General features: G+C 69.6%; 14 protein-coding genes. 11 read left to right on the top strand and 3 right to left on the bottom strand.

Going from position 1 to position 20,409, the window contains the following annotated elements:
• Positions 1–12 precede the first annotated feature (12 nt).
• Positions 13–1,044 carry an alanine racemase gene (locus IE185_RS22710; RefSeq protein WP_138895784.1) on the top strand — a complete coding sequence of 344 codons (1,032 nt, stop codon included), beginning with the start codon at positions 13–15 and terminating at the stop codon, positions 1,042–1,044.
• A gap of 88 nt (positions 1,045–1,132) precedes the next feature.
• On the opposite strand, the gene IE185_RS22705 is transcribed toward IE185_RS22710, so the two are convergent.
• On the bottom strand, positions 1,133–2,611 hold the full coding sequence (locus IE185_RS22705) for a glycosyltransferase family 87 protein (RefSeq protein ID WP_373303745.1): 1,479 nt from the start codon (positions 2,609–2,611) through the stop codon (positions 1,133–1,135).
• 106 nt (positions 2,612–2,717) lie between these two features.
• Positions 2,718–5,411: a transglycosylase domain-containing protein gene (locus IE185_RS33730; RefSeq protein ID WP_189715852.1), complete on the bottom strand. Its 2,694-nt coding sequence runs from the start codon at positions 5,409–5,411 to the stop codon at positions 2,718–2,720.
• 366 nt (positions 5,412–5,777) lie between these two features.
• Here IE185_RS33730 and IE185_RS22695 point away from each other — a divergent pair, with 366 nt between their 5' ends.
• The 3 genes from IE185_RS22695 to IE185_RS22685 all read left to right on the top strand — a co-directional run bounded on the left by IE185_RS22695 (position 5,778) and on the right by IE185_RS22685 (position 8,973).
• Complete coding sequence (locus IE185_RS22695; protein ID WP_138896262.1) at positions 5,778–6,461, top strand: PadR family transcriptional regulator; 684 nt, start codon at positions 5,778–5,780, stop codon at positions 6,459–6,461.
• Between the two features lie 49 nt (positions 6,462–6,510).
• On the top strand, positions 6,511–7,593 hold the full coding sequence (locus tag IE185_RS22690) for an inositol-3-phosphate synthase (RefSeq protein ID WP_138896263.1): 1,083 nt from the start codon (positions 6,511–6,513) through the stop codon (positions 7,591–7,593).
• A 99-nt stretch (positions 7,594–7,692) separates the two neighbouring features.
• Complete coding sequence (locus IE185_RS22685; protein ID WP_138896264.1) at positions 7,693–8,973, top strand: MFS transporter; 1,281 nt, start codon at positions 7,693–7,695, stop codon at positions 8,971–8,973.
• 113 nt (positions 8,974–9,086) lie between these two features.
• On the opposite strand, the gene IE185_RS22680 is transcribed toward IE185_RS22685, so the two are convergent.
• Positions 9,087–10,535: a CCA tRNA nucleotidyltransferase gene (locus IE185_RS22680; protein ID WP_138896265.1), complete on the bottom strand. Its 1,449-nt coding sequence runs from the start codon at positions 10,533–10,535 to the stop codon at positions 9,087–9,089.
• Positions 10,536–10,727: 192 nt separating this feature from the next.
• Between IE185_RS22680 and IE185_RS22675 the strand changes: the two genes are divergently transcribed.
• The 7 genes from IE185_RS22675 (at position 10,728) to trxA (ending at position 20,364) form a co-directional block, all read left to right on the top strand.
• On the top strand, positions 10,728–13,040 hold the full coding sequence (locus IE185_RS22675; protein ID WP_170198321.1) for a DUF6049 family protein: 2,313 nt from the start codon (positions 10,728–10,730) through the stop codon (positions 13,038–13,040).
• A 139-nt stretch (positions 13,041–13,179) separates the two neighbouring features.
• Positions 13,180–15,381: a murein biosynthesis integral membrane protein MurJ gene (gene murJ, locus IE185_RS22670; RefSeq protein ID WP_138896266.1), complete on the top strand. Its 2,202-nt coding sequence runs from the start codon at positions 13,180–13,182 to the stop codon at positions 15,379–15,381.
• Positions 15,382–15,502: 121 nt separating this feature from the next.
• Positions 15,503–17,218 (top strand): protein kinase family protein, encoded by a 1,716-nt coding sequence (locus IE185_RS22665; RefSeq protein WP_138906982.1) that lies wholly within the window; start codon positions 15,503–15,505, stop codon positions 17,216–17,218.
• 29 nt (positions 17,219–17,247) lie between these two features.
• A complete protein-coding gene (gene sigM / locus IE185_RS22660; RefSeq protein WP_138898921.1) occupies positions 17,248–17,967 on the top strand; it encodes an RNA polymerase sigma factor SigM in 720 nt (239 codons plus the stop codon).
• Positions 17,964–18,854, top strand: coding sequence for an RsmA family anti-sigma factor (locus tag IE185_RS22655; RefSeq protein ID WP_138898922.1), 891 nt, complete (start codon positions 17,964–17,966; stop codon positions 18,852–18,854). The genes sigM and IE185_RS22655 overlap by 4 nt, the downstream gene beginning before the upstream one ends.
• A 126-nt stretch (positions 18,855–18,980) precedes the next feature.
• A complete protein-coding gene (gene trxB / locus IE185_RS22650) occupies positions 18,981–19,955 on the top strand; it encodes a thioredoxin-disulfide reductase (RefSeq protein ID WP_189715851.1) in 975 nt (324 codons plus the stop codon).
• Positions 19,956–20,016: 61 nt separating this feature from the next.
• Positions 20,017–20,364, top strand: a complete 348-nt coding sequence (gene trxA / locus IE185_RS22645) for a thioredoxin (RefSeq protein ID WP_138895758.1) — start codon at positions 20,017–20,019, stop codon at positions 20,362–20,364.
• Positions 20,365–20,409 lie beyond the last annotated feature (45 nt).

Raw genomic sequence — 20,409 nt, 5'->3', positions numbered from 1 at the left:
TCCGGACCGGCCATGGCGCTCACCCTCTACGTCGACACCGCGCGCTGGCGGGCGCACCAGAAGTCCGTGCTCGACCAGTTCCCCGGAATCGTGCCGGTCTGCAAGGGCAACGGCTACGGCTTCGGCCACGAGCGGCTCGCGGACGAGGCGACCCGCTTCGGCTCCGACATCCTCGCCGTCGGCACCACGTACGAAGCCGCCCGCATCAAGGACTGGTTCGGCGGCGACCTGCTCGTCCTGACGCCGTTCCGGCGCGGTGAGGAACCGGTTCCGCTGCCCGACCGCGTGGTGCGCTCGGTGTCGTCGGTCGACGGGGTGCACGCCCTGGTCGGCGCCCGTGTCGTCATCGAGTGCATGAGCTCGATGAAGCGTCACGGCGTGAAGGAGGAGGAGCTCGGGCAGCTCCACGCGGCCATCGAGGACGTACGCCTGGAGGGCTTCGCCCTGCACCTGCCGCTGGACCGCACCGACGGCTCGGACGCCGTCGAGGAGGTCATCGGGTGGATGGACCGGCTGCGGGCGGCTCGTCTCCCGCTGCACACGATGTTCGTCAGCCACCTGAAGGCCGAGGAACTGGCGCGCCTGCAGCAGCAGTTCCCGCAGACCCGCTTCCGCGCGCGGATCGGCACCCGGCTGTGGCTGGGCGATCACGAGGCGACGGAGTACCGCGGCTCGGTGCTGGACGTGACCCCGGTGTCGAAGGGCGACCGGTTCGGTTACCGCCAGCAGAAGGCGGCGTCGGACGGCTGGCTCGTGGTGGTGGCGGGCGGTACGTCGCACGGTGTCGGCCTGGAGGCGCCCAAGGCGCTGCACGGGGTGATGCCGCGCGCGAAGGGTGTGGCACGGGCCGGCCTCGCGACGGTCAACCGCAACCTGGCGCCGTTCGTGTGGGCGGGCAAGCAGCGCTGGTTCGCGGAGCCGCCGCACATGCAGGTGTCGATCCTGTTCGTCCCCTCGGACGCGCAGGAGCCGAAGGTGGGCGAGGAACTGGTCGCCCATCTGCGCCACACGACGACCCAGTTCGACCGCATCGTCGACCGCTGACCGTCCTGCCGGACTGAGCGGGCTGTACGGGCTCGCCTGGCCCGGGTTCGGGCGCGGCGGGCCCCTGGCCCGCCGCGCGCCCCAGGGCTCAGCCGCCCGGCGCGGTGGTGCCCCATTCCACCCGTGGTTCTTCGAAGTGGTGCGCGGCGTGGCGCGGCGGGTGCGCGGCCCTCCCCAGCACGAAGGTGTCCCCGGCCCCGTCGAGGACACCGCCCGAGGGATCGTCCGAGCCGTCGCGCCGTACGACGTCCCGCTCCGGCATGAGGATGTCGCGTACGACGACGGCGCACAGGTAGAGCGTCGCCAGCAGGTGCAGCGCGATGGCGAGCTGGTAGCCCTCGGGGGGCAGGCCCCGCTGCTTGTCGCCGCTGGTGGTGTACGCGAGGTACATCCAGATCCCGAGGTAGTACATGACCTCGCAGGCCTGCCAGATCAGGAAGTCCCGCCAGCGGGGCCGGGCCAGGGCGGCGAGGGGGATGAGCCACAGGACGTACTGCGGCGAGTACACCTTGTTGGTGAGGATGAACGCGGCGACGACCAGGAAGGCCAGTTGCGCGAAGCGCGGCCGGCGGGGCGCCGTCAGGGTCAGTGCGGCGATTCCCGCGCACAGCACGACCATGAGCAGGGTGGCGTACGTGTTGACGGCCTCGACGTCGAGCGGCTTCCCGGTGCGCTGCGTGATGATCAGCCAGAACGAACCGAAGTCGACGGACCGTTCCTGACTGAAGGTGTAGAACTTCTTCCACCCCTCGGGGGCGAGGGCCATGACGGGCACGTTCACCAGCAGCCAGGCCCCGGCGGCGCCGAGCAGCGCCGCTCCGTACTCGCGGTACTTGCCCGCTCTCCAGCACAGTACGAGGAGCGGTCCCAGCAGGAGCACGGGATAGAGCTTCGCGGCGGTGGCGAGACCGATGAGGATGCCGAAGGCCAGCGAACGGCCCCGCGACCACATGAGCATCGCCGCGGCCGTCAGGGCGACGGCCAGGAGGTCCCAGTTGATGGTGGCGGTCAGGGCGAGGGCCGGCGCCAGCGCGACGAGCAGGGCGTCCCAGGGGCGCCACCGGTGCGTACGGGCGACGCAGACGGCGATGACGGCGGCGCAGATCATCAGCATGCCCGCGTTGACCATCCAGTACGCCTGTTCGCGCTCCTGGACGGAGCCGTCGAACGGCAGGGTCAGCCAGGCGGCGACCTGCATGAAGAGCCCGGTCAGGACGGGATACTCGAGGAACTCCATGTCGCCGCTCAAGCGGTCGAAGTACGGCACGAGGCCGTCCGCGAAGCCCCGCCCCAGGTAGAGGTGCGGGATGTCGGAGTAGCAGGCGTGGGTGTACTGCGAACTGGTGCCGCGGAACCAGGCCCACTCGTAGCAGGGGATCTTCTGCACCATGCCGAGCGCGAACATGCCGAGGGCGACCAGGGCGACGACGTGGACCGGTGAGAGCCGTCCGGAGCCCAGCGCGGCCCACCGGCCGACGGGCCCGCCGATCAGCTCGCTGCCCGCCGCCGCGACCTCGTCCTCATGCGTGGGCCGTACTACGGGCCGGTCCTCGTGCACGCTCGTCATGGGGGTCATCCTGCCGTACGGAGCTGTGCGTGCGGGGCCGTGGATGCGGCGAGGGCCGCCGCACCGGGTGCGACGGCCCTCGTCAGGGATGGGGTGGTGCGTGGCGTCAGCCGCCGCCTCCGAAGAGGCCGCCGTTGCTGTTGCCGTTGCCGGGCTTGCCGTCGGTCTCGCCTTCGGTGGTGGTGCCGTCGGTGGTCCCGCCGTCGGTGGTCGTGCCGCCGTCGGTGGTGCCTCCCGTATCGGTGCCTCCCGTATCGGTGCCACCGGTGTCGGTGCCGCCGACGTCCGTGCCCGCGTTGCCGTTGCCGCCGTTCTGACCGTTGTCGTCGCACGCCCAGTCGAACGGGTCGCAGGACTTGGTCTGGCTCGGGGTCACGGACGGCGAGGGCGTCTTCGACGGGGTCTGCGAAGGTGTGGCGGACGGTGTCGAGGACGGCGTCTGGCTGGGCGTCGCGCTGGGCGTCGGGGACGGGGCGCCGGTTCCGTCGGCCTTCTCGCCGATCGGGATGGCCGTCGGGAAGTCCTCGATCTCCTCGCCCTTGAGCGCGTCGATCATGTAGTTCGTCCACACCTCGGCGGGGATGTCACCACCGTGGATGGACGGAACGCCGCCGGTGCCGTTCATGGAGAGCAGCTTGCGGGACTCGGGGTCCGTACGGAACAGGGTCACGGCGGTCGACAGCTGCGGGGTGTACCCGACGAACCAGGCCGACTTGTTCTTGTCGGTGGTACCGGTCTTGCCGGCGGCCGGACGGCCCAGCTTCTGCGCCTTCTGGCCGGTGCCCTCGTCGCTCTCGATGACGTTCTTCAGGACGTCGGTGACGTTGTCCGCGACCTCGGGGTCCATCGCCCGCTTGGCCGTCGGCTTCTCGAAGCCCGGCACCCTCTGTCCCTTGTGGAGCACCTTCTTCACAGAGTACGGCTCGTAGTGCTTGCCAGAAGCGGCGAAGGTCGCGTACGAGTCGGCCATGCGGATGGCGCTCGGGGTGGACGTGCCCAGGTAGAAGGACGCGTTGTTCTGGTCCATCGTCTGCTCGAGGATTCCGGTGTCCTTCGCCATCTGGGCGACGTGCTCGTGACCGACGTCCATACCGAGCTGCACGAAGGGGGTGTTGATGGACTTCTCCATCGCTTCCCTGAGAGTGACGTACCCGTAGGCTTTGTCACTCTCGTTCTTCTGACGGAACGGCTGACCGTTCTTGCCCGGAATCGGATTGCCGTTCTGGTCCCTGATCACTATCAGGTCGTTGGCGTTGTACTTGCTCAGCGGCGAGAGCCCTGTGGGCGCGGTCTTGTACGTGCCGTGCTGCATCGCCGCCGCGAGGACGTAGGGCTTCCAGGTCGAGCCGACGGGGACGCCAGACGTGTCGGCGTTGTTGGTGAAGTGCTTCTTGTCCCAGCCGTCGCCGCCGTACAGAGCGACGATCGCGCCGGTGTTCACGTCCACCGAGGCGGATCCGAACTGGACGAACTTGTCCGTCTCGGGGCGCGCCTTGGCGTCGAGGAACTCCTTCTTGGTCTTGTTGACCGCCTTCTCCATCGCCGCGACCTTGAGCTTGTCGAAGGTTGTGTAGATGCGATAGCCGCCGAGCGCGAGCTGCTCGGGCGAAATTTCGGTCTGCTTCAGCACGTACTTCTTGGCGGTCTCGACGAGGTAGCCCTTTTGGCCACCAAGGCCAGTGGCCTGCTCGGATTCCTTGAGCTTGGGGAACCCGGCCTTCTTGCACTTGTCCGCCTCAGCCTGCGTCATCCGGCCGACCTCGACCTCGCGGTCGAGAATCCATGACCAGCGGGCTTTGGCACGCTTCATGTTCTCGTCGGAGGAGGCGTTGTCGCCGAGTCCGCCGTCTGGGTTGTAGAGGTTCGGCCCCTTGAGAAGTGCCGCGAGGAAGGCGCTCTGGGACGCGTTCAGGTCTTTGCTGTTTTCGTCGAAGTACGCCTGGGACGCCGCCTGGATCCCGTACGCATCGCGACCGAAGTACGCGGTGTTCAGGTATCCCTCCATGACCTCCCTCTTGTCGACCGTCGTGCCGACCTTGAGCGAGATGATGAGCTCGGTGAACTTCCGCTTTATCGTCTGGTCCTGGTCGAGGTACAGGTTCTTCACGTACTGCTGGGTGATGGTCGAGCCGCCCTGCGTCTCCTGCCCCATGGCCATGTTGACGATGGCCCGGCCCATACCCATGGGGTCGACACCCCAGTCGTCCTCGAACGACTCGTTCTCGGCCGCGATCACCGCGTCCTGCATCTCCTGCGGGATCTCCTCGATGGTGACCGTCTGGCGATTGCGCTGGCCGCCGGTCGCGGCGAGCTGCGTGTTGTCGCTCCAGTAGAAGACGTTGTTCTGGGCCTCGGCCATCTTCTGAGGGTCGGGCTCGTCCACCCACGCGACAGCGACACCCATGCCCGCGACCAGGAGCGCGAAGAAGCCCAGGCACGTACCGCCGACCAGCTTCCAGGACGGCACGAACCGGCGCCATCCATACCGGTCCGACCGCGGGTAGTTGATGAACCGGTCGTTCGCCGGCGGAGCTCCCCGCCCCCGGCCCGAACCCCTCCCGGCCGGCTCGGCGCCGCGTCGGCGCGAGCCGCCCGACGCTCCCCGCTGGGCGGCGCGGCGGGCTTCCGCTCTGCCGCCGGCAGGGCGTTCCTCTCCGTACGAACTGGAGAGCATCTCGGTGGTGCTGTGGGTGTCCCGCGGCGGGGCCGCGCGGCGGCCTGTCGGCTGCTGGGCGGCTCGCCGGGCCGCGGCACGTCCTCCGTCCTGCGGCTGCGACGGTTTGCGACGGTGCTCGCTCATCGAACGACTACTCCTCGGGCAGGCGAGATCGCCTGGAAGCGGCAGGTGAGTTCCGGTCCCCCCGAAGTACGGACCAGCCCGGGGCCGGGCTCGTCCGTACGGCCTCATGTGCATCCAGGACGAGGACGCTTCCTGGCGTCACTTGGTTCCCGGTGGTCTGCATGCCGCACAGACTACGCACCGCCAAAACCCACCCAGTGCCGATGTTCACCCCAAATCAGGCAAGTTGCGTGCACCGAATCGGTGATGTGACGCCGTTCACGATGGCCCCCCTTGTCCCATCGGCACTCCCGTTCTATCGTCTGGATGTATCGAGTCGATACATCAGCTCGGCATAAGGGCCCACAGCGACCGAGGAGGCGAAGGATGAGCAGACGCTCAGGCATCCTCGAATTCGCCGTGCTCGGCCTGCTGCGGGAGTCCCCGATGCACGGCTACGAGCTGCGCAAGCGGCTCAACACCTCGCTGGGGGTCTTCCGTGCCTTCAGTTACGGGACGCTCTACCCCTGCCTCAAGACGCTCGTCGCAAACGGCTGGTTGATCGAAGAGCCCGGCAGCGCTCCCGAGGACGCGCTCGCCGCTTCCCTCGCGGGTCGCCGGGCGAAGATCGTCTACCGGCTGACGGCCGAAGGTAAGGAGCACTTCGAGGAGCTGCTCTCCCACACCGGCCCCGACACGTGGGAGGACGAGCACTTCGCTGCTCGTTTCGCCTTCTTCGGACAGACGGAGCGCGAGGTGCGGATGCGGGTGCTCGAGGGCCGCAGGAGCCGGCTGGAGGAGCGTCTGGAGAAGATGCGCGCCTCCCTGGCCCGTACCCGTGAGCGCCTGGACGACTACACGCTTGAGCTGCAGCGGCACGGCATGGAGTCCGTGGAGCGCGAAGTGCGCTGGCTGAACGAGCTCATCGAGAGCGAGCGGGCGGGGCGGGATCAGCGACGATCCGACCCCGGTGGTCCGGCTCGCGACGACATCACATCTGGAGAGACGGACGGCCTGCCCCGGCACCGGGACGACACCGGTCCGGATCCGTCCGACGACACCGTCAAGTGAGGCCCTGCACTTCCGCAGGCCTCGTCGAGAACACAGGGAGCAACCGCCAATGGGTTCGGTTCGCGTAGCCATCGTCGGCGTGGGCAACTGCGCCGCCTCGCTGGTGCAGGGCGTCGAGTACTACAAGGACGCCGACCCGGCGGGCAAGGTGCCGGGTCTGATGCACGTGCAGTTCGGCGACTACCACGTGAGCGACGTCGAGTTCGTCGCCGCGTTCGACGTCGACGCTAAGAAGGTCGGCCTCGACCTCGCGGACGCCATCGGCGCCAGCGAGAACAACACCATCAAGATCTGCGACGTGCCGAACACCGGCGTGAGCGTCCAGCGCGGCCACACCCTCGATGGTCTGGGCAAGTACTACCGCCAGACCATCGAGGAGTCCGCCGAGGCGCCGGTCGACATCGTCCAGGTCCTCAAGGACACGCAGGCCGACGTCCTCGTCTGCTACCTGCCCGTCGGTTCCGAGGCCGCTGCGAAGTTCTACGCGCAGTGCGCCATCGACGCCAAGGTCGCCTTCGTCAACGCCCTCCCGGTCTTCATCGCCGGCACCAAGGAGTGGGCCGACAAGTTCACCGACGCCGGTGTCCCGATCGTCGGCGACGACATCAAGTCGCAGGTCGGCGCGACCATCACGCACCGCGTCATGGCGAAGCTGTTCGAGGACCGGGGCGTCGTCCTGGACCGCACGATGCAGCTGAACGTCGGCGGCAACATGGACTTCAAGAACATGCTCGAGCGTGAGCGCCTGGAGTCGAAGAAGATCTCGAAGACGCAGGCCGTCACCTCGCAGATCCCCGACCGCGACCTCGGTGCGGACAACGTCCACATCGGCCCGTCGGACTACGTGGCGTGGCTCGACGACCGCAAGTGGGCGTACGTGCGCCTCGAGGGCCGTGCCTTCGGTGACGTCCCGCTGAACCTGGAGTACAAGCTCGAGGTCTGGGACTCCCCGAACTCGGCGGGTGTCATCATCGACGCCGTGCGCGCCGCGAAGATCGCCAAGGACCGCGGCATCGGTGGCCCGATCCTCTCCGCGTCCTCTTACTTCATGAAGTCCCCGCCGGTGCAGTACTTCGACGACGAGGCCCACCGCGCCGTCGAGGCGTTCATCAAGGGCGAGGTCGAGCGCTAGAGCTCCGCCTGCCGGGCCTGAAGCTTCACAGCGGGCCGATCGTCGAGGGTCCCCGGGCAATCCGCCCGGGGACCCTCGACGTGTGTGACCCTTGCTCGCATGCCTGCCGTACGTGATCTGCGCGTACTTCTGCGCCTGACCGACTTCCGCCGCCTGCTGACGGTCCGGCTGCTCTCACAGTGCGCGGACGGCGTGTACCAGGTCGCGCTCGCCGCGTACGTCGTCTTCTCCCCCGAGAAACAGACCTCGCCCGCCGCGATCGCGTCGGCGATGGCCGTGCTGCTGCTCCCCTATTCGGTGGTGGGCCCTTTCGCTGGTGTGCTGCTCGACCGGTGGCAGCGCCGGCAGGTGTTCCTGTACGGGAATCTGCTGCGGGCGGTGCTCGCCTGCGGGACGGCGCTGCTGATCCTCGCCTCGGTGCCCGATTGGCTCTTCTACGCCTCGGCGCTGTCCGTCACCGCTGTGAACCGGTTCGTGCTGTCCGGGCTCTCGGCCGCGCTGCCGCGCGTCGTCGACGCGGAGCGGCTCGTCATGGCCAACTCGCTGTCTCCGACGGCGGGTACGCTCGCCGCCACCGCGGGCGGTGGCCTCGCCTTCGCCGTACGGCTGGTGGCGTCGGACTCCGACGCCGTGGTGGTGCTGCTGGGGGCGCTCCTCTATCTGTGCGCCGCCCTGTCGTCGCTGCGGATGGGCCGCGAGCTGCTCGGCCCCGATCCCGAACAGGTGCAGCCGCGCCTCGGGGCCGCGCTCGCCTCCACCGCACGGGGCCTGGCCGACGGCATGCGGCATCTGTCGCGGCGCCGGTTCGCGGCGCGCGCGCTGGCGGCGATGACGCTGATGCGCTTTTGTTACGGCGCCCTGACGGTCATGGTGCTGATGCTGGCCCGGTACGCCTGGTCCGACGAGCAGGGTGCGGGGTCCGAGGGGCTCGCGCTGCTCGGGATCGCCGCCGGGTTCTCGGGGGCCGGGTTCTTCGCGGCAGCGGTACTCACGCCGTGGGCGGTGGGGCGACTGGGTCCGTACGGGTGGATGATCGCGTGCGCGGGGTCTGCGGCCGTACTCACCCCCGCCCTCGGGCTGCCCTTCGCGCCCGCGCCGATGATGATCGCCGCCTTCGTGCTCGGCCTGACAACCCAGGGCGCCAAGATCACCACGGACACGGTGGTGCAGTCGTCGGTCGACGACGCCTATCGGGGGCGGATCTTCTCGATCTACGACGTGCTGTTCAACGTCGCCTTCGTGGGTGCTGCGGGGGCGGCGGCGCTGATGCTCCCCGCCGACGGCCGCTCGGCTCCGCTGGTGGTCACGATCGCCGTCCTCTACGCGGTGGTCACCGCGATACTGCTCAGCTGGAACCGGGGCGCCGAGCGCACCCTATGACGGGCGCCGCCTCACGGCACATGCGGGAGGGGCGGTGTTTCACGTGAAACACCGCCCCTCCCGTGTCGCCCGCCGGCATGTTTCACGTGAAACATGACCTCAGGACCATGACCTCAGCCCTCGCTCTGCGAGGCCCACCAGTCCTTGAGTGCCGCGACCGCCGCGTCGTGCTCCATCGGCCCGTTCTCCAGGCGCAGTTCCAGCAGGAACTTGTACGCCTTGCCGATCTCGGGGCCGGGACCGACGCCCAGGATCTCCATGATCTGGTTCCCGTCCAGGTCTGGCCGGATGGAGTCCAGCTCCTCCTGCTCCTTGAGCTGCGCGATGCGCTCCTCAAGCCCGTCGTACGCCCGCGAGAGCGCGCCGGCCTTGCGCTTGTTGCGTGTGGTGCAGTCCGAGCGGGTCAGCTTGTGCAGGCGCTCCAGCTGCGGGCCCGCGTCGCGCACGTACCGCCGCACCGCGGAGTCGGTCCACTCGCCCGTCCCGTAGCCGTGGAAGCGCAGGTGCAGCTCCACCAGCAGCGAGACGTCCTTGATCATGTCGTTCGAGTACTTGAGGGCGGTCATGCGCTTCTTCGTCATCTTCGCGCCGACCACCTCGTGGTGGTGGAAGGAGACCCGGCCGTCCGTCTCGAAGCGCCGAGTCCTCGGCTTCCCGATGTCGTGCAGCAGTGCCGCGAGCCTCAGCACGAGGTCCGGTCCGCCCTCTTCCAGGTCGATGGCCTGCTCCAGGACCGTCAGCGAGTGCTCGTAGACGTCCTTGTGCTTGTGATGCTCATCACTTTCCAGGCGCAGTGCGGGCAGCTCGGGGAGTACGTGACTCGCGATGCCGCTGTCGACAAGGAGCCGCAGGCCCTTGCGCGGGTTGGCGGAGAGGATCAGCTTGTTGAACTCGTCACGCACCCGCTCGGCCGAGACGATCTCGATCCGCTTCGCCATGGCGGTCATCGCCTCGACGACCTCGGGCGCCACCTCGAAGTCGAGCTGAGCGGCGAAGCGCGCCGCGCGCATCATCCGCAGCGGATCGTCGGAGAACGACTCCTCGGGGGTGCCGGGCGTGCGCAGGACCCGGGCCGCGAGGTCCTCCAAGCCGCCGTGCGGGTCGACGAACTCCTTCTCCGGGAGGGCGACGGCCATCGCATTCACGGTGAAGTCGCGGCGTACCAGGTCTTCCTCGATGGAGTCCCCGTAGGACACCTCGGGCTTGCGGGAGGTCCTGTCGTACGCCTCGGAGCGGTACGTGGTGACCTCGATCTGGTAGCCCGCCTTCTGGCACCCCACGGTGCCGAACGCGATCCCGACCTCCCACACCGAGTCCGCCCAGGGGCGGACGATCTTCAGTACGTCGTCGGGCCGGGCGTCGGTCGTGAAGTCCAGGTCGTTGCCGAGGCGGCCGAGCAGCGCGTCCCTGACCGATCCGCCGACGAGCGCGAGACGGAAGCCCGCCTCCTGGAATCGGCGCGCGAGATCGTCGGCGACAGGGGAGACCCGCAGCAGTTCGCTGACCGCGCGGCGCTGCACCTGGCTCAGGGCACTGGGATTGTCTTCGTTGGCGTTCGGCACAACAGAAAAGGGTACGTGCCCCGGCCGGCCGAAGCTTCCGCGTTTATTGCCGCCCGACAAGACTCTTCCGATCATGTGGAGCAGTGGGCAGCACTTCGCCACAGCGCACCTCGTTACCATGCGTGGACGCAAGAACCGACAACCAACACCGGCATCAGACGAAGACAACGAAGACTAGGGACGGGCGTGGGCGTGGCCGAGGCGGCAGACTTTCAGGGGATGGTTCCCTCACCTGCCCGCCGGTGGCTGCGGCGCACGGCGGGGCTGCTCGCGACCGCACCCCTGGCGGCGGGCCTGGTCTGCCTCCCGGCGGCCGCGCCCGCGCAGGCCGCCGACGACGCCACCGGCTCCCGCACGGTCGATGTGTCCCTCGACTCACTGACGCCCGGCGCCCCGGTGGAGGGTGACAAGGTCACCGTCTCCGGCACCGTCACCAACCGGGGCAAGGAAGCCGTCACCGACGCGCACGTCGGCCTCAGCGTGGGCCCGCGGCTGTCCACCCGGACGGCGATCGACGCCGCGGCCGAGCGCGGTGAGGTCGCGGACGGCGGTCCGGCGGAGCTCGGCGGCAAGTTCACGAAGAAGTTCGCCCGCCTCCCGTCCGGCATCAGTGAGGACTTCACCATCACGGTGCCCGTCGACAAGCTGAAGCTCGACGACCAGGGCGTGTACCAGCTCGGTGTGTCCCTGTCGGGGCAGACGCAGAGCCGCCCGTACGAGCAGACCCTCGGCGTCCAGAAGACCTTCCTGCCGTGGCAGCCCGACGCCACGGAGAAGAAGACCCAGCTGACGTATCTCTGGCCGCTGATCTCCTCGACGCACCTCACGGCGGAGACGGGCTCCGACGAGCAGCAGACCCCGGTCTTCGAGAGCGACGACCTCGGCGCGGAGCTCGCCCCGGGCGGCCGGCTGAACCAGCTGGTCTCACTCGGCAACGAGTTGCCGGTGACGTGGGTCGTCGACCCGGATCTGCTGGCCACCGTGAACGCGATGACGCAGAGCTATCAGGTCAAGTCCGAGGACGGCGAATCGACCGTCGCGGGCAGGTACCAGGACGTGGCCAACAAGTGGCTGAGCGATCTCGGGAAGGCGGTGGAGGGCCGGAAGGTCGTCGCGCTGCCGTTCGCCGACCCCGACCTGGCCTCTCTGGCCCACCGCGGCAAGGACGTCCCCGGTTCGCTCAGTCACCTGAAGCGGGCGACCGACATCGCGGCGGTCGCCGTGCAGTCGATCCTCCAGACGGAGCCCTCCACCGACTTCTCCTGGCCGGTGGACGGCGCCGTCGACCCGTCGGTCGTCGACGTCGCCACCTCGGCCGGCGCGAACAACGTGATCGCCCGCAGCGACAGCCTCGGCGAGACGGGCGGCCTGCCGTACACGCCCACCGCCGCCCGGCCGATCGGTGACGGCACCACCGCGGTGGTCGCCGACGCCCGGCTGTCCACCGCCTTCGAGGGCGACATGGCGAAGGCAGGGGACTCCACCCTCGCGGTGCAGAAGTTCCTCGCCCAGACGCTGGCGGTGACCCTCCAGGACGAGGAGAAGCAGCGCAGCGTGGTGGTCGCCCCGCAACGCCTGCCGTCCGCGAGCCAGGCCCAGTCGATGGCGAGCGCCCTGCACAGCCTCGACGCGCAGCGCTGGTCGCAGCCGCTGGACCTGGTGGCCGCGGCGAAGGCCAAGCCCGACGCCCGGGCCACGACCGTCGTGCCGAACGCCGCCTCGTACCCCCGGCCTCTCGCAGCGCGGGAGCTGCCGGCCAAGGCGTTCCAGGACATCAAGGCCACGCAGGACCAGCTGGACAACTTCAAGGTGATCCTCACCTCCCCCGACCGGGTGATCACCCCCTTCGGCAACGCCATCAACCGCGCGATGTCGACGTCCTGGCGCGGCAGCCCGCGCAAGGCCGCGGAGTACCGCGACGGGGTGCAGAGCTACCTGGTGAACCTCAAGGACGAGGTGCAGCTGATCCAGAAGTCCGACGCCACCCTCTCCGGGCGCAGCGCGACAGTGCCGGTGACCGTCCAGAACCAGCTGGTGCAGGGCATCGAGCACCTGGAACTGCGGCTGACGTCGACCAAGCCGACCCGTCTCAAGCTGGACGGGGACCAGCGCGTCGCCCATCACCCGGTGAAGGTCGCCGGCGGCCACAGCCAGTCGGTGAAGTTCACCGCCACGGCCAACGCCAACGGCCCGGTCCCGGTGATCGCGCAGCTCTACACCGAGGACGGCACGCCGTACGGCCGCCCGATGGAGTTCACGGTCGACGTGAACGAATTCACGCCGACCGTGATGCTCGTCCTCGCCGGCGGTGTGCTGCTGCTCGTGCTGGCCGGGGTGAGGATGTACACCCAGCGCAAGCGCGCGGCGGCCCGCGAGGCCGCCGCCGGGGACGACGGCGGGACCGGCGACGAGGGTGACGACTCCGAGCAGCCGAGTGACCCGACACCGGACACCGGTCCCGAAAGCGGCAACCCGTCGGGCACGGGTGAGAAAGTGGACCGTTGAGCTACGCCGTGGCCGGTCGGCCGGGGACGATGAGGTGGGGTTGCAATGCAGCGCATTCCCGGGGCAGAGTCCCCGGATCCCCGGCCGTACACCCAGCGGGGCACAGCTCGCCGGAAAAGGAAGCTCGAGGGGAGCACCAGTGAACGCGCCGTACGACGGTGACCGTGGACAGGGCGCGAGTGACACCGCGCCCTTGCGGGGCGTGCCCCCGGAGCCCCCGGCAGCGGGCCATGTGCCGTCGCCGCAGCAGCCCGAGTCCGTACCGGACCCCTACGCCGCCCCGGACCCCTACGTCCAGGACGCCTACAGCCACGACCCGTACCGCTCCCAGGACCCCTCCGCGCAGGATCCGGTGACGGAGGCGCTCTACGACCGCGCCTCGCACCCTCCGCCGCCGCCCGGCACCTACCAGGAGCCGCAGCCGCTGTACCAGCAGCCCGCGGCTTCGCAGTACGCGCCGGACCCGCACGTGTGGGCGCAGACACCGCCGCCCGAGCCGGACGGCCCGTCGCGTCTCCTGCCGTACGGGGACGACCCGGCGACCACCGAGTTCGTGGGGGTCGACGACCTGGTCACCAGGGCGGGCGAGGAGATCCCCGAGCAGCCGGACGCGTTCGCCCACCTCTACCGCGACCAGCAGGCCCCCGGGCAGCCCGCTCCCACCGCCGTACCGGAGCCTGCCCCGGCTCCCGCGCCGCCCAAGAAGCCCGCCGGGCGCGCCGCCAGTGTGCTGAAGTCGAGCGCGCTGATGGCAGCGGGCACTCTCGTCTCGCGCCTCACCGGTTTCGTACGCAGCCTCGTGATCACCGCGGCGCTGGGCGCCGCACTCCTCGGTGACACCTTCACCGTGGCGTACACCCTGCCGACGATGATCTACATCCTCACCGTCGGCGGCGGTCTGAACTCGGTGTTCGTGCCCCAGCTGGTGCGGGCGATGAAGAACGACGAGGACGGCGGCGAGGCCTTCGCCAACCGTCTGCTGACGCTCGTCATGGTGGCGCTCGGCATCATCGTGGCCCTCGCGGTGTTCGCGGCTCCCCTGCTGATCCGCCTGATGTCGGTGTCGATCGCCGACAACGCGGCGGCCAACAGCGTGGCCGTCACGTTCGCCCGGTACTGCCTGCCCACGATCTTCTTCATGGGTGTGCACGTCGTCATGGGGCAGATCCTCAACGCCCGCGGCAAGTTCGGCGCGATGATGTGGACCCCGGTCCTCAACAACATCGTCATGATCGCCACGTTCGGCCTGTTCATCTGGGTGTACGGCACCTCCGCCGACTCGCAGATGGGCGTGCAGACCATCCCGGACGAGGGCATCAGGCTCCTCGGTATCGGCACCCTGCTCGGTCTCACCGTCCAGGCGCTGGCGATGATCCCGTACCTGCGCGAGACCGGGTTCCGCTTCCGCCCGCGTTTCGACTGGAAGGGCCACGGGCTCGGCAAGACCGTCAAGCTCGCCAAGTGGACCGTCCTGTTCGTCCTCGCCAACCAGGCCGGCGTCCTGGTCGTCACCCAGCTCGCCACCGCGGCCGGCAAGGCGTCCGGCAAGGACGGCGCGGGCTTCCTCGCCTACTCCAACGCCCAGCTGATCTGGGGCATGCCGCAGGCCATCATCACGGTCTCCGTCATGGCCGCCCTGCTGCCCCGCATCTCGCGGGCCGCGCACGACAACGACCCGGGCGCCGTACGCGACGACATCTCGCAGGGCCTGCGCAACTCGGCCGTCGCGATCGTCCCGGTCGCGTTCGCGTTCCTGGCGCTCGGCGTCCCCATGTGCACGCTGCTGTTCGCGTCCACCGGCCACGAGGGCGCGCAGGCCATGGGGTTCATCCTGATGGCCTTCGGCCTCGGGCTCATCCCGTACTCCGTGCAGTACGTCGTCCTGCGTGGCTTCTACGCGTACGAGGACACCCGCACGCCGTTCTACAACACCGTCATCGTCGCCTCCGTCAACGCCGCCGCCTCGGCCGTCTGTTACGTCGTCCTGCCCGCCCAGTGGGCCGTGGTCGGCATGGCGGCCTCCTACGGCCTGGCGTACGCCATCGGCGTCGGCGTGGCCTGGCGGCGGCTGCGCAACCGGCTGGGCGGCGACCTGGACGGCACGCACGTCCTGCGCACCTACGCCAGGCTCTCCGGCGCCTCCCTGCCGGCGGCGATCCTCGGCGGCGCCGCGGCGTTCGGCATCATGCGGGTCCTGGGCAGCGGAGCACTCGGGTCGCTCACGGCACTGGTCGCGGGAGGCATCGTGCTGCTGGGAGTCTTCTTCCTCGCCGCGAAGAGGATGCGGATCGTGGAACTCAACGCCATGGTCGGCATGGTGCGCGGACGCCTCGGACGCTGAGCGGCCCGGCGGCCCCGCACAACCATCACCGGCCGCCGCGTGTCGTGCATAGCGCCGGACTGTGGGCACAATTGGCATGGCTGTTCAACAGCGCGCAACGGATGGGGAGGCAGGAACGACGGTGGCGGAACGTAGCACGGCTGCCGTCGACGTGGCAGACAACAGCGGTGACGAACCGCTGGCCGCCAAGGCGGACAAAGCCACGGCCGACGGGGTGGCACCAGCCCAGGAGTCAGCGGACAAGAGCAAGAGCGACGCGGACGGCGAGCGTCCGGGCGCCGAACCCCCCATGGCCCCACCCGAGCTGCACAGCGGGCACAAACTCGCCAGACGCTACCGGCTCGAAGAATGCGTCACCCGTCTGGACGGTTTCAGCAGTTGGCGGGCGGTCGACGAGAAACTGCGCCGTGCCGTGGGCGTGCACCTGCTGCCCGCGGACCACCCGCGGGCCAGGTCCGTGCTCGCCGCGGCCCGCTCCTCCGCGCTCCTCGGAGACCCCAGGTTCGTACAGGTCCTGGACGCCGTGGAGGAGAACGAACTCGTCTACGTCGTCCACGAATGGCTCCCCGACGCCACCGAGCTGACGGCCATGCTCGCCGCCGGACCGCTCGACGCCCACGAGGCGTACCAGCTCGTCAGCCAGATCTCCCAGGCCATGGCCGCCGCACACCGCGAGGGCCTCGCCCACCTCAGGCTCACCCCCGGCGCCATCCTGCGGACCTCCTCGGGTCAGTACCGGATCCGCGGTCTGGCCGTGAACGCCGCCCTGCGCGGCATCACGTCCGACCGCCCGCAGCGCACCGACACCGAGGCGATCGGCGCGCTGCTGTACGCCGCCCTGACCCAGCGGTGGCCGTACGAGCGGGACGCCTACGGCCTCTCCGGGCTGCCCAAGGGCGTCGGGCTGATCCCCCCGGACCAGGTACGGGCCGGCATCCACCGGGGCCTGTCGGAGGTCGCCATGCGGGCCCTGGTCAACGACGGCGCCACCGCCTCGCGCCAGGAACCACCGTGCACGACCCCCGACGAGCTGGCCAAGGCCGTCGCGGCTATGCCCCGCATCCGGCCCCCGGAGCCGACGTTCACGGCGCTGCCGGAATACCAGCGCACCACGTACCAGCAGGGCACCTACGGGCGGCCTGGCCCGCACCCCGGCGCCGCCGCTACGCAGACCATCCCTCCCGTACCGCCCCGCCCCCTGCAGAGCCGCACCGGGAAGGTCCTCAAGTGGGGCGTGGCCGCGCTGCTCATTGCCGCCCTCGGCCTCGGCAGCTGGCAGCTCGCGGACACGCTCCTGGACCGCGGGCCGGACTCCGGCGACACGAAGTCCTCCCAGCCGAGCGACGACGAGGCGCCCAAGAAGCCGGAACCCAAGCCGATCGCCATCTCCAACGCCACGGTGTTCGCCCCGGAGGGCGACGGAATAGCTCCGGAGAGCGTTCCGAACAGCATCGACGGTGAGACCAGCACGGCCTGGGTCACCGGGGAGTACCACGATTTCGCCAACTTCGGCAATCTTCCGCAGCGCAAGGACGGCAGCGGGATCATCGTCGACCTCGGCAGCGTCAAGGACGTCTCCGGCCTCGACATCGACCTGTACCGCAGCGGGCAGACCGTCGAAGTGCTGGCCGCCGGTGAGGATGCCTCGGCTCCGGCCACCCTCTCCGACTTCTCACAGCCAATGACGGAAAGCGAAGTGGCGGAAGGCAAGCTGAAAGCCACGCTCGACAAGCCGGTCCGTACCCGGTACATCCTGGTCCACATCGAGTCTCTGCCGCCCGACGGATCGCCCGACCGGTTCCGGGGCGGCATCTCGGAGATCAGGGTCTCGGGCTGACCGGTACACCAGGGGGAGGGGGCTCACCGTTGGACGACGCCGCGCGCAGCGCCACAAGCGACCAGGACCTTCTGGCCGCCCACGTCACAGGCGACCCCGACGCGTTCGGTGAGCTCGTACGGCGCCACCGTGACCGACTGTGGGCCGTGGCCCTGCGCACGCTGGGCGACCGCGAGGAGGCCGCGGACGCCGTCCAGGACGCCCTGGTGTCCGCCTACCGGGCCGCGCACACCTTCCGCGGCCAGTCCGCCGTCACCACCTGGCTGCACCGCATCACCGTCAACGCCTGCCTCGACCGGGCCCGCAAGGCGGCGTCCCGCAAGACCGCACCGGTCGACGACCCGGAGCGCCTGGACCAGCTCCTGGAACCCCACGAGTCCGCCGAGGCCCCCGCGGAGCGCCAGGACCTCCACAGGGAGCTGATCGCGGCGCTCGCCACCCTGCCCCCCGAGCAGCGGGCCGCGCTGGTCCTGGTGGACATGCTGGGCTACCCGGTGGCCGAAGCCGCCCGCGTCCTCGACGTGCCGACAGGGACGGTGAAAAGCCGCTGCGCACGCGGCCGGGCCCGGCTGCTGCCACTCCTCACCCATCTGCGCACCGACAGCAGGGGTAGCGAGGCCGTCGACAGGGGAAGGAACCGGACGCCCGGGGCATCCGTCCCACCGGCGTCGGGACCAAAGGCTGCAGGACCAACGGATGCGGGACCAAGTGATCCCGCTGCTGTGAAGGGCGGAGGTGGGCGCGCATGACATCGACGGCCGGCACGGCTCAGCACCCGGACGTCTCGGAGATCTCCGACCTCGCCGAGGGCCTCCTCCCACCCGACCGCACAGCGGCCGTACGCCGGCATCTGGACGAGTGCGCGCTGTGCACCGACGTACAGACCTCCCTGGAAGAGATCCGCGGACTGCTCGGCACCCTGCCGGGCCCGCACCGGATGCCTGCCGACGTCGCGGGCCGCATCGACGCGGCCCTGGCCGCAGAAGCCCTCCTGGACTCCACATCGTCCGACGACGAGGCCGCGCCTGTTTCACGTGAAACAACGGCCGCTGCGCACCTCGCCGAGCCCAGCGCCGCCGACCGTCCGGCCGGGCACCCCAGGGCCACCACCGGGCCTGGCCGCAGCAGGTCGAAGCGCCGGCGCCGTGGCGCCTTCATCGGCGCCGTGTTCACCACGGCCGCGCTCGGCCTCGGCGTACTCCTGATGCAGCCGCTCGAGAGCGCGGACAACAAGGACGCCTCCGCCGACCGGGGCATCAGCGCCGCGAAGAAGGCAGGGCCCACGTTCTCCGCCGCCGCACTGGAGGACCGGGTGCTGGGCCTCGTCGCCCAGCAGCCGAAGTCCAGGGGCGAGACGACCGAGAACGCCCCGTCCATGGGCATCGAGTCCCACACGCCCCTGCGCGGAACCGACGTACCGGTGCCTCCCTGCGTCCAGGAAGGCACCGGCCGGACCACCGTGCCGCTCGCCGCGGAAGAGGGCACGTACGACGGCAAGCGAGCGTTCCTCCTCGTCCTCCCGCACACCACCGACGTCACCCGCGTGCAGGCGTACGTCGTCGACGCCGCGTGTGACAGAGCCGCTGCGCCCGCCAAGGGTGAGATTCTGCTGACACAGGCCTACCCCCGCCGTTGACCTGAAGCCCGAATGGGGCCGGACACCTCGGGAATGCAAGCCCCGTAGGATCCGTTGGGTGGGGTGAGAGTCCTAGACAGGCCCCCCGTAGGCAGCAGGCAGTCCGCAGAGACGAGGAAACAACCCGTGAGCGACGTCCGAAACGTGATCATCATCGGCTCCGGGCCCGCCGGCTACACCGCCGCGCTGTACACCGCGCGTGCGTCGTTGAAGCCGCTGGTGTTCGAGGGCGCGGTGACCGCAGGCGGTGCTCTGATGAACACCACCGACGTGGAGAACTTCCCCGGCTTCCGCGACGGCATCATGGGCCCCGACCTGATGGACAACATGCGCGCCCAGGCCGAGCGCTTCGGCGCCGAGCTCGTTCCGGACGACATCGTGTCCGTCGACCTCAACGGCGACCTCAAGACCGTCACCGACACCTCCGGCACGGTCCACCGCGCCAAGGCGGTCATCGTCTCGACGGGCTCGCAGCACCGCAAGCTCGGCCTGCCCAAGGAGGACGCGCTCTCCGGACGCGGCGTCTCCTGGTGCGCCACCTGCGACGGGTTCTTCTTCAAGGACCAGGACATCGCCGTGGTCGGCGGCGGCGACACCGCGATGGAGGAAGCGACTTTCCTCTCCCGGTTCGCCAAGTCGGTCACCATCGTCCACCGCCGTGACACCCTGCGCGCCTCCAAGGCCATGCAGGAGCGCGCCTTCGCGGACCCGAAGATCAAGTTCGCGTGGAACAGCGCGGTCGCGGAGCTCGAGGGCGACCAGAAGCTCGCGGGCCTCACGCTGCGGGACACCAAGAGCGGCGAGATCACTCCGCTTGCCGTCACCGGGCTGTTCATCGCCGTGGGCCACGACCCGCGCACCGAGCTGTTCAAGGGCCAGCTGGAACTGGATGACGAGGGCTACGTGAAGGTCGCCGCCCCGTCGACCCGCACGAACCTCACTGGTGTCTTCGCCGCCGGTGACGTCGTCGACCACACCTACCGGCAGGCCATCACGGCGGCCGGCACCGGCTGCTCGGCCGCACTCGACGCCGAGCGCTTCCTCGCCGCTCTGGCCGACACCGACAAGGTCGCCGAGCCCGAGAAGACCCCTGCGGCCTGACGCCCCTCCCCACCCGCCCCACCCCACACCCCACACCCCACCCGAAGTTAAGGAGGCTGCCGTGGCCGGCACCTTGAAGAACGTGACCGACGCATCTTTTGAGCAGGACGTTCTCAAGAACGACAAGCCTGTGCTCGTGGACTTCTGGGCCGCCTGGTGCGGCCCGTGCCGCCAGATCGCCCCGTCCCTCGAGGCGATCGCGGCGGAGCACGGCGACGAGATCGAGATCGTCAAGCTCAACATCGACGAGAACCCGGCCACCGCAGCCAAGTACGGCGTCATGTCCATCCCGACGCTGAACGTCTACCAGAACGGCGAGGTCGCCAAGACGATCGTCGGCGCCAAGCCGAAGGCCGCGCTCCTGCGCGACCTGGGCGACTTCATCGGCGAAGAGGCCACCAAGGCCTGACAGCCGCGTCTCGTTTCACGTGAAACGCGTGTGGGCTCATCCCTC

Source organism: Streptomyces chryseus (genome assembly GCF_014650755.1).
GTDB classification, from domain to species: domain Bacteria; phylum Actinomycetota; class Actinomycetes; order Streptomycetales; family Streptomycetaceae; genus Streptomyces; species Streptomyces chryseus.
The sequence above is the reverse complement of the archived record's forward strand: the minus strand, read 5'-3'. Positions and strand labels throughout refer to the sequence as shown.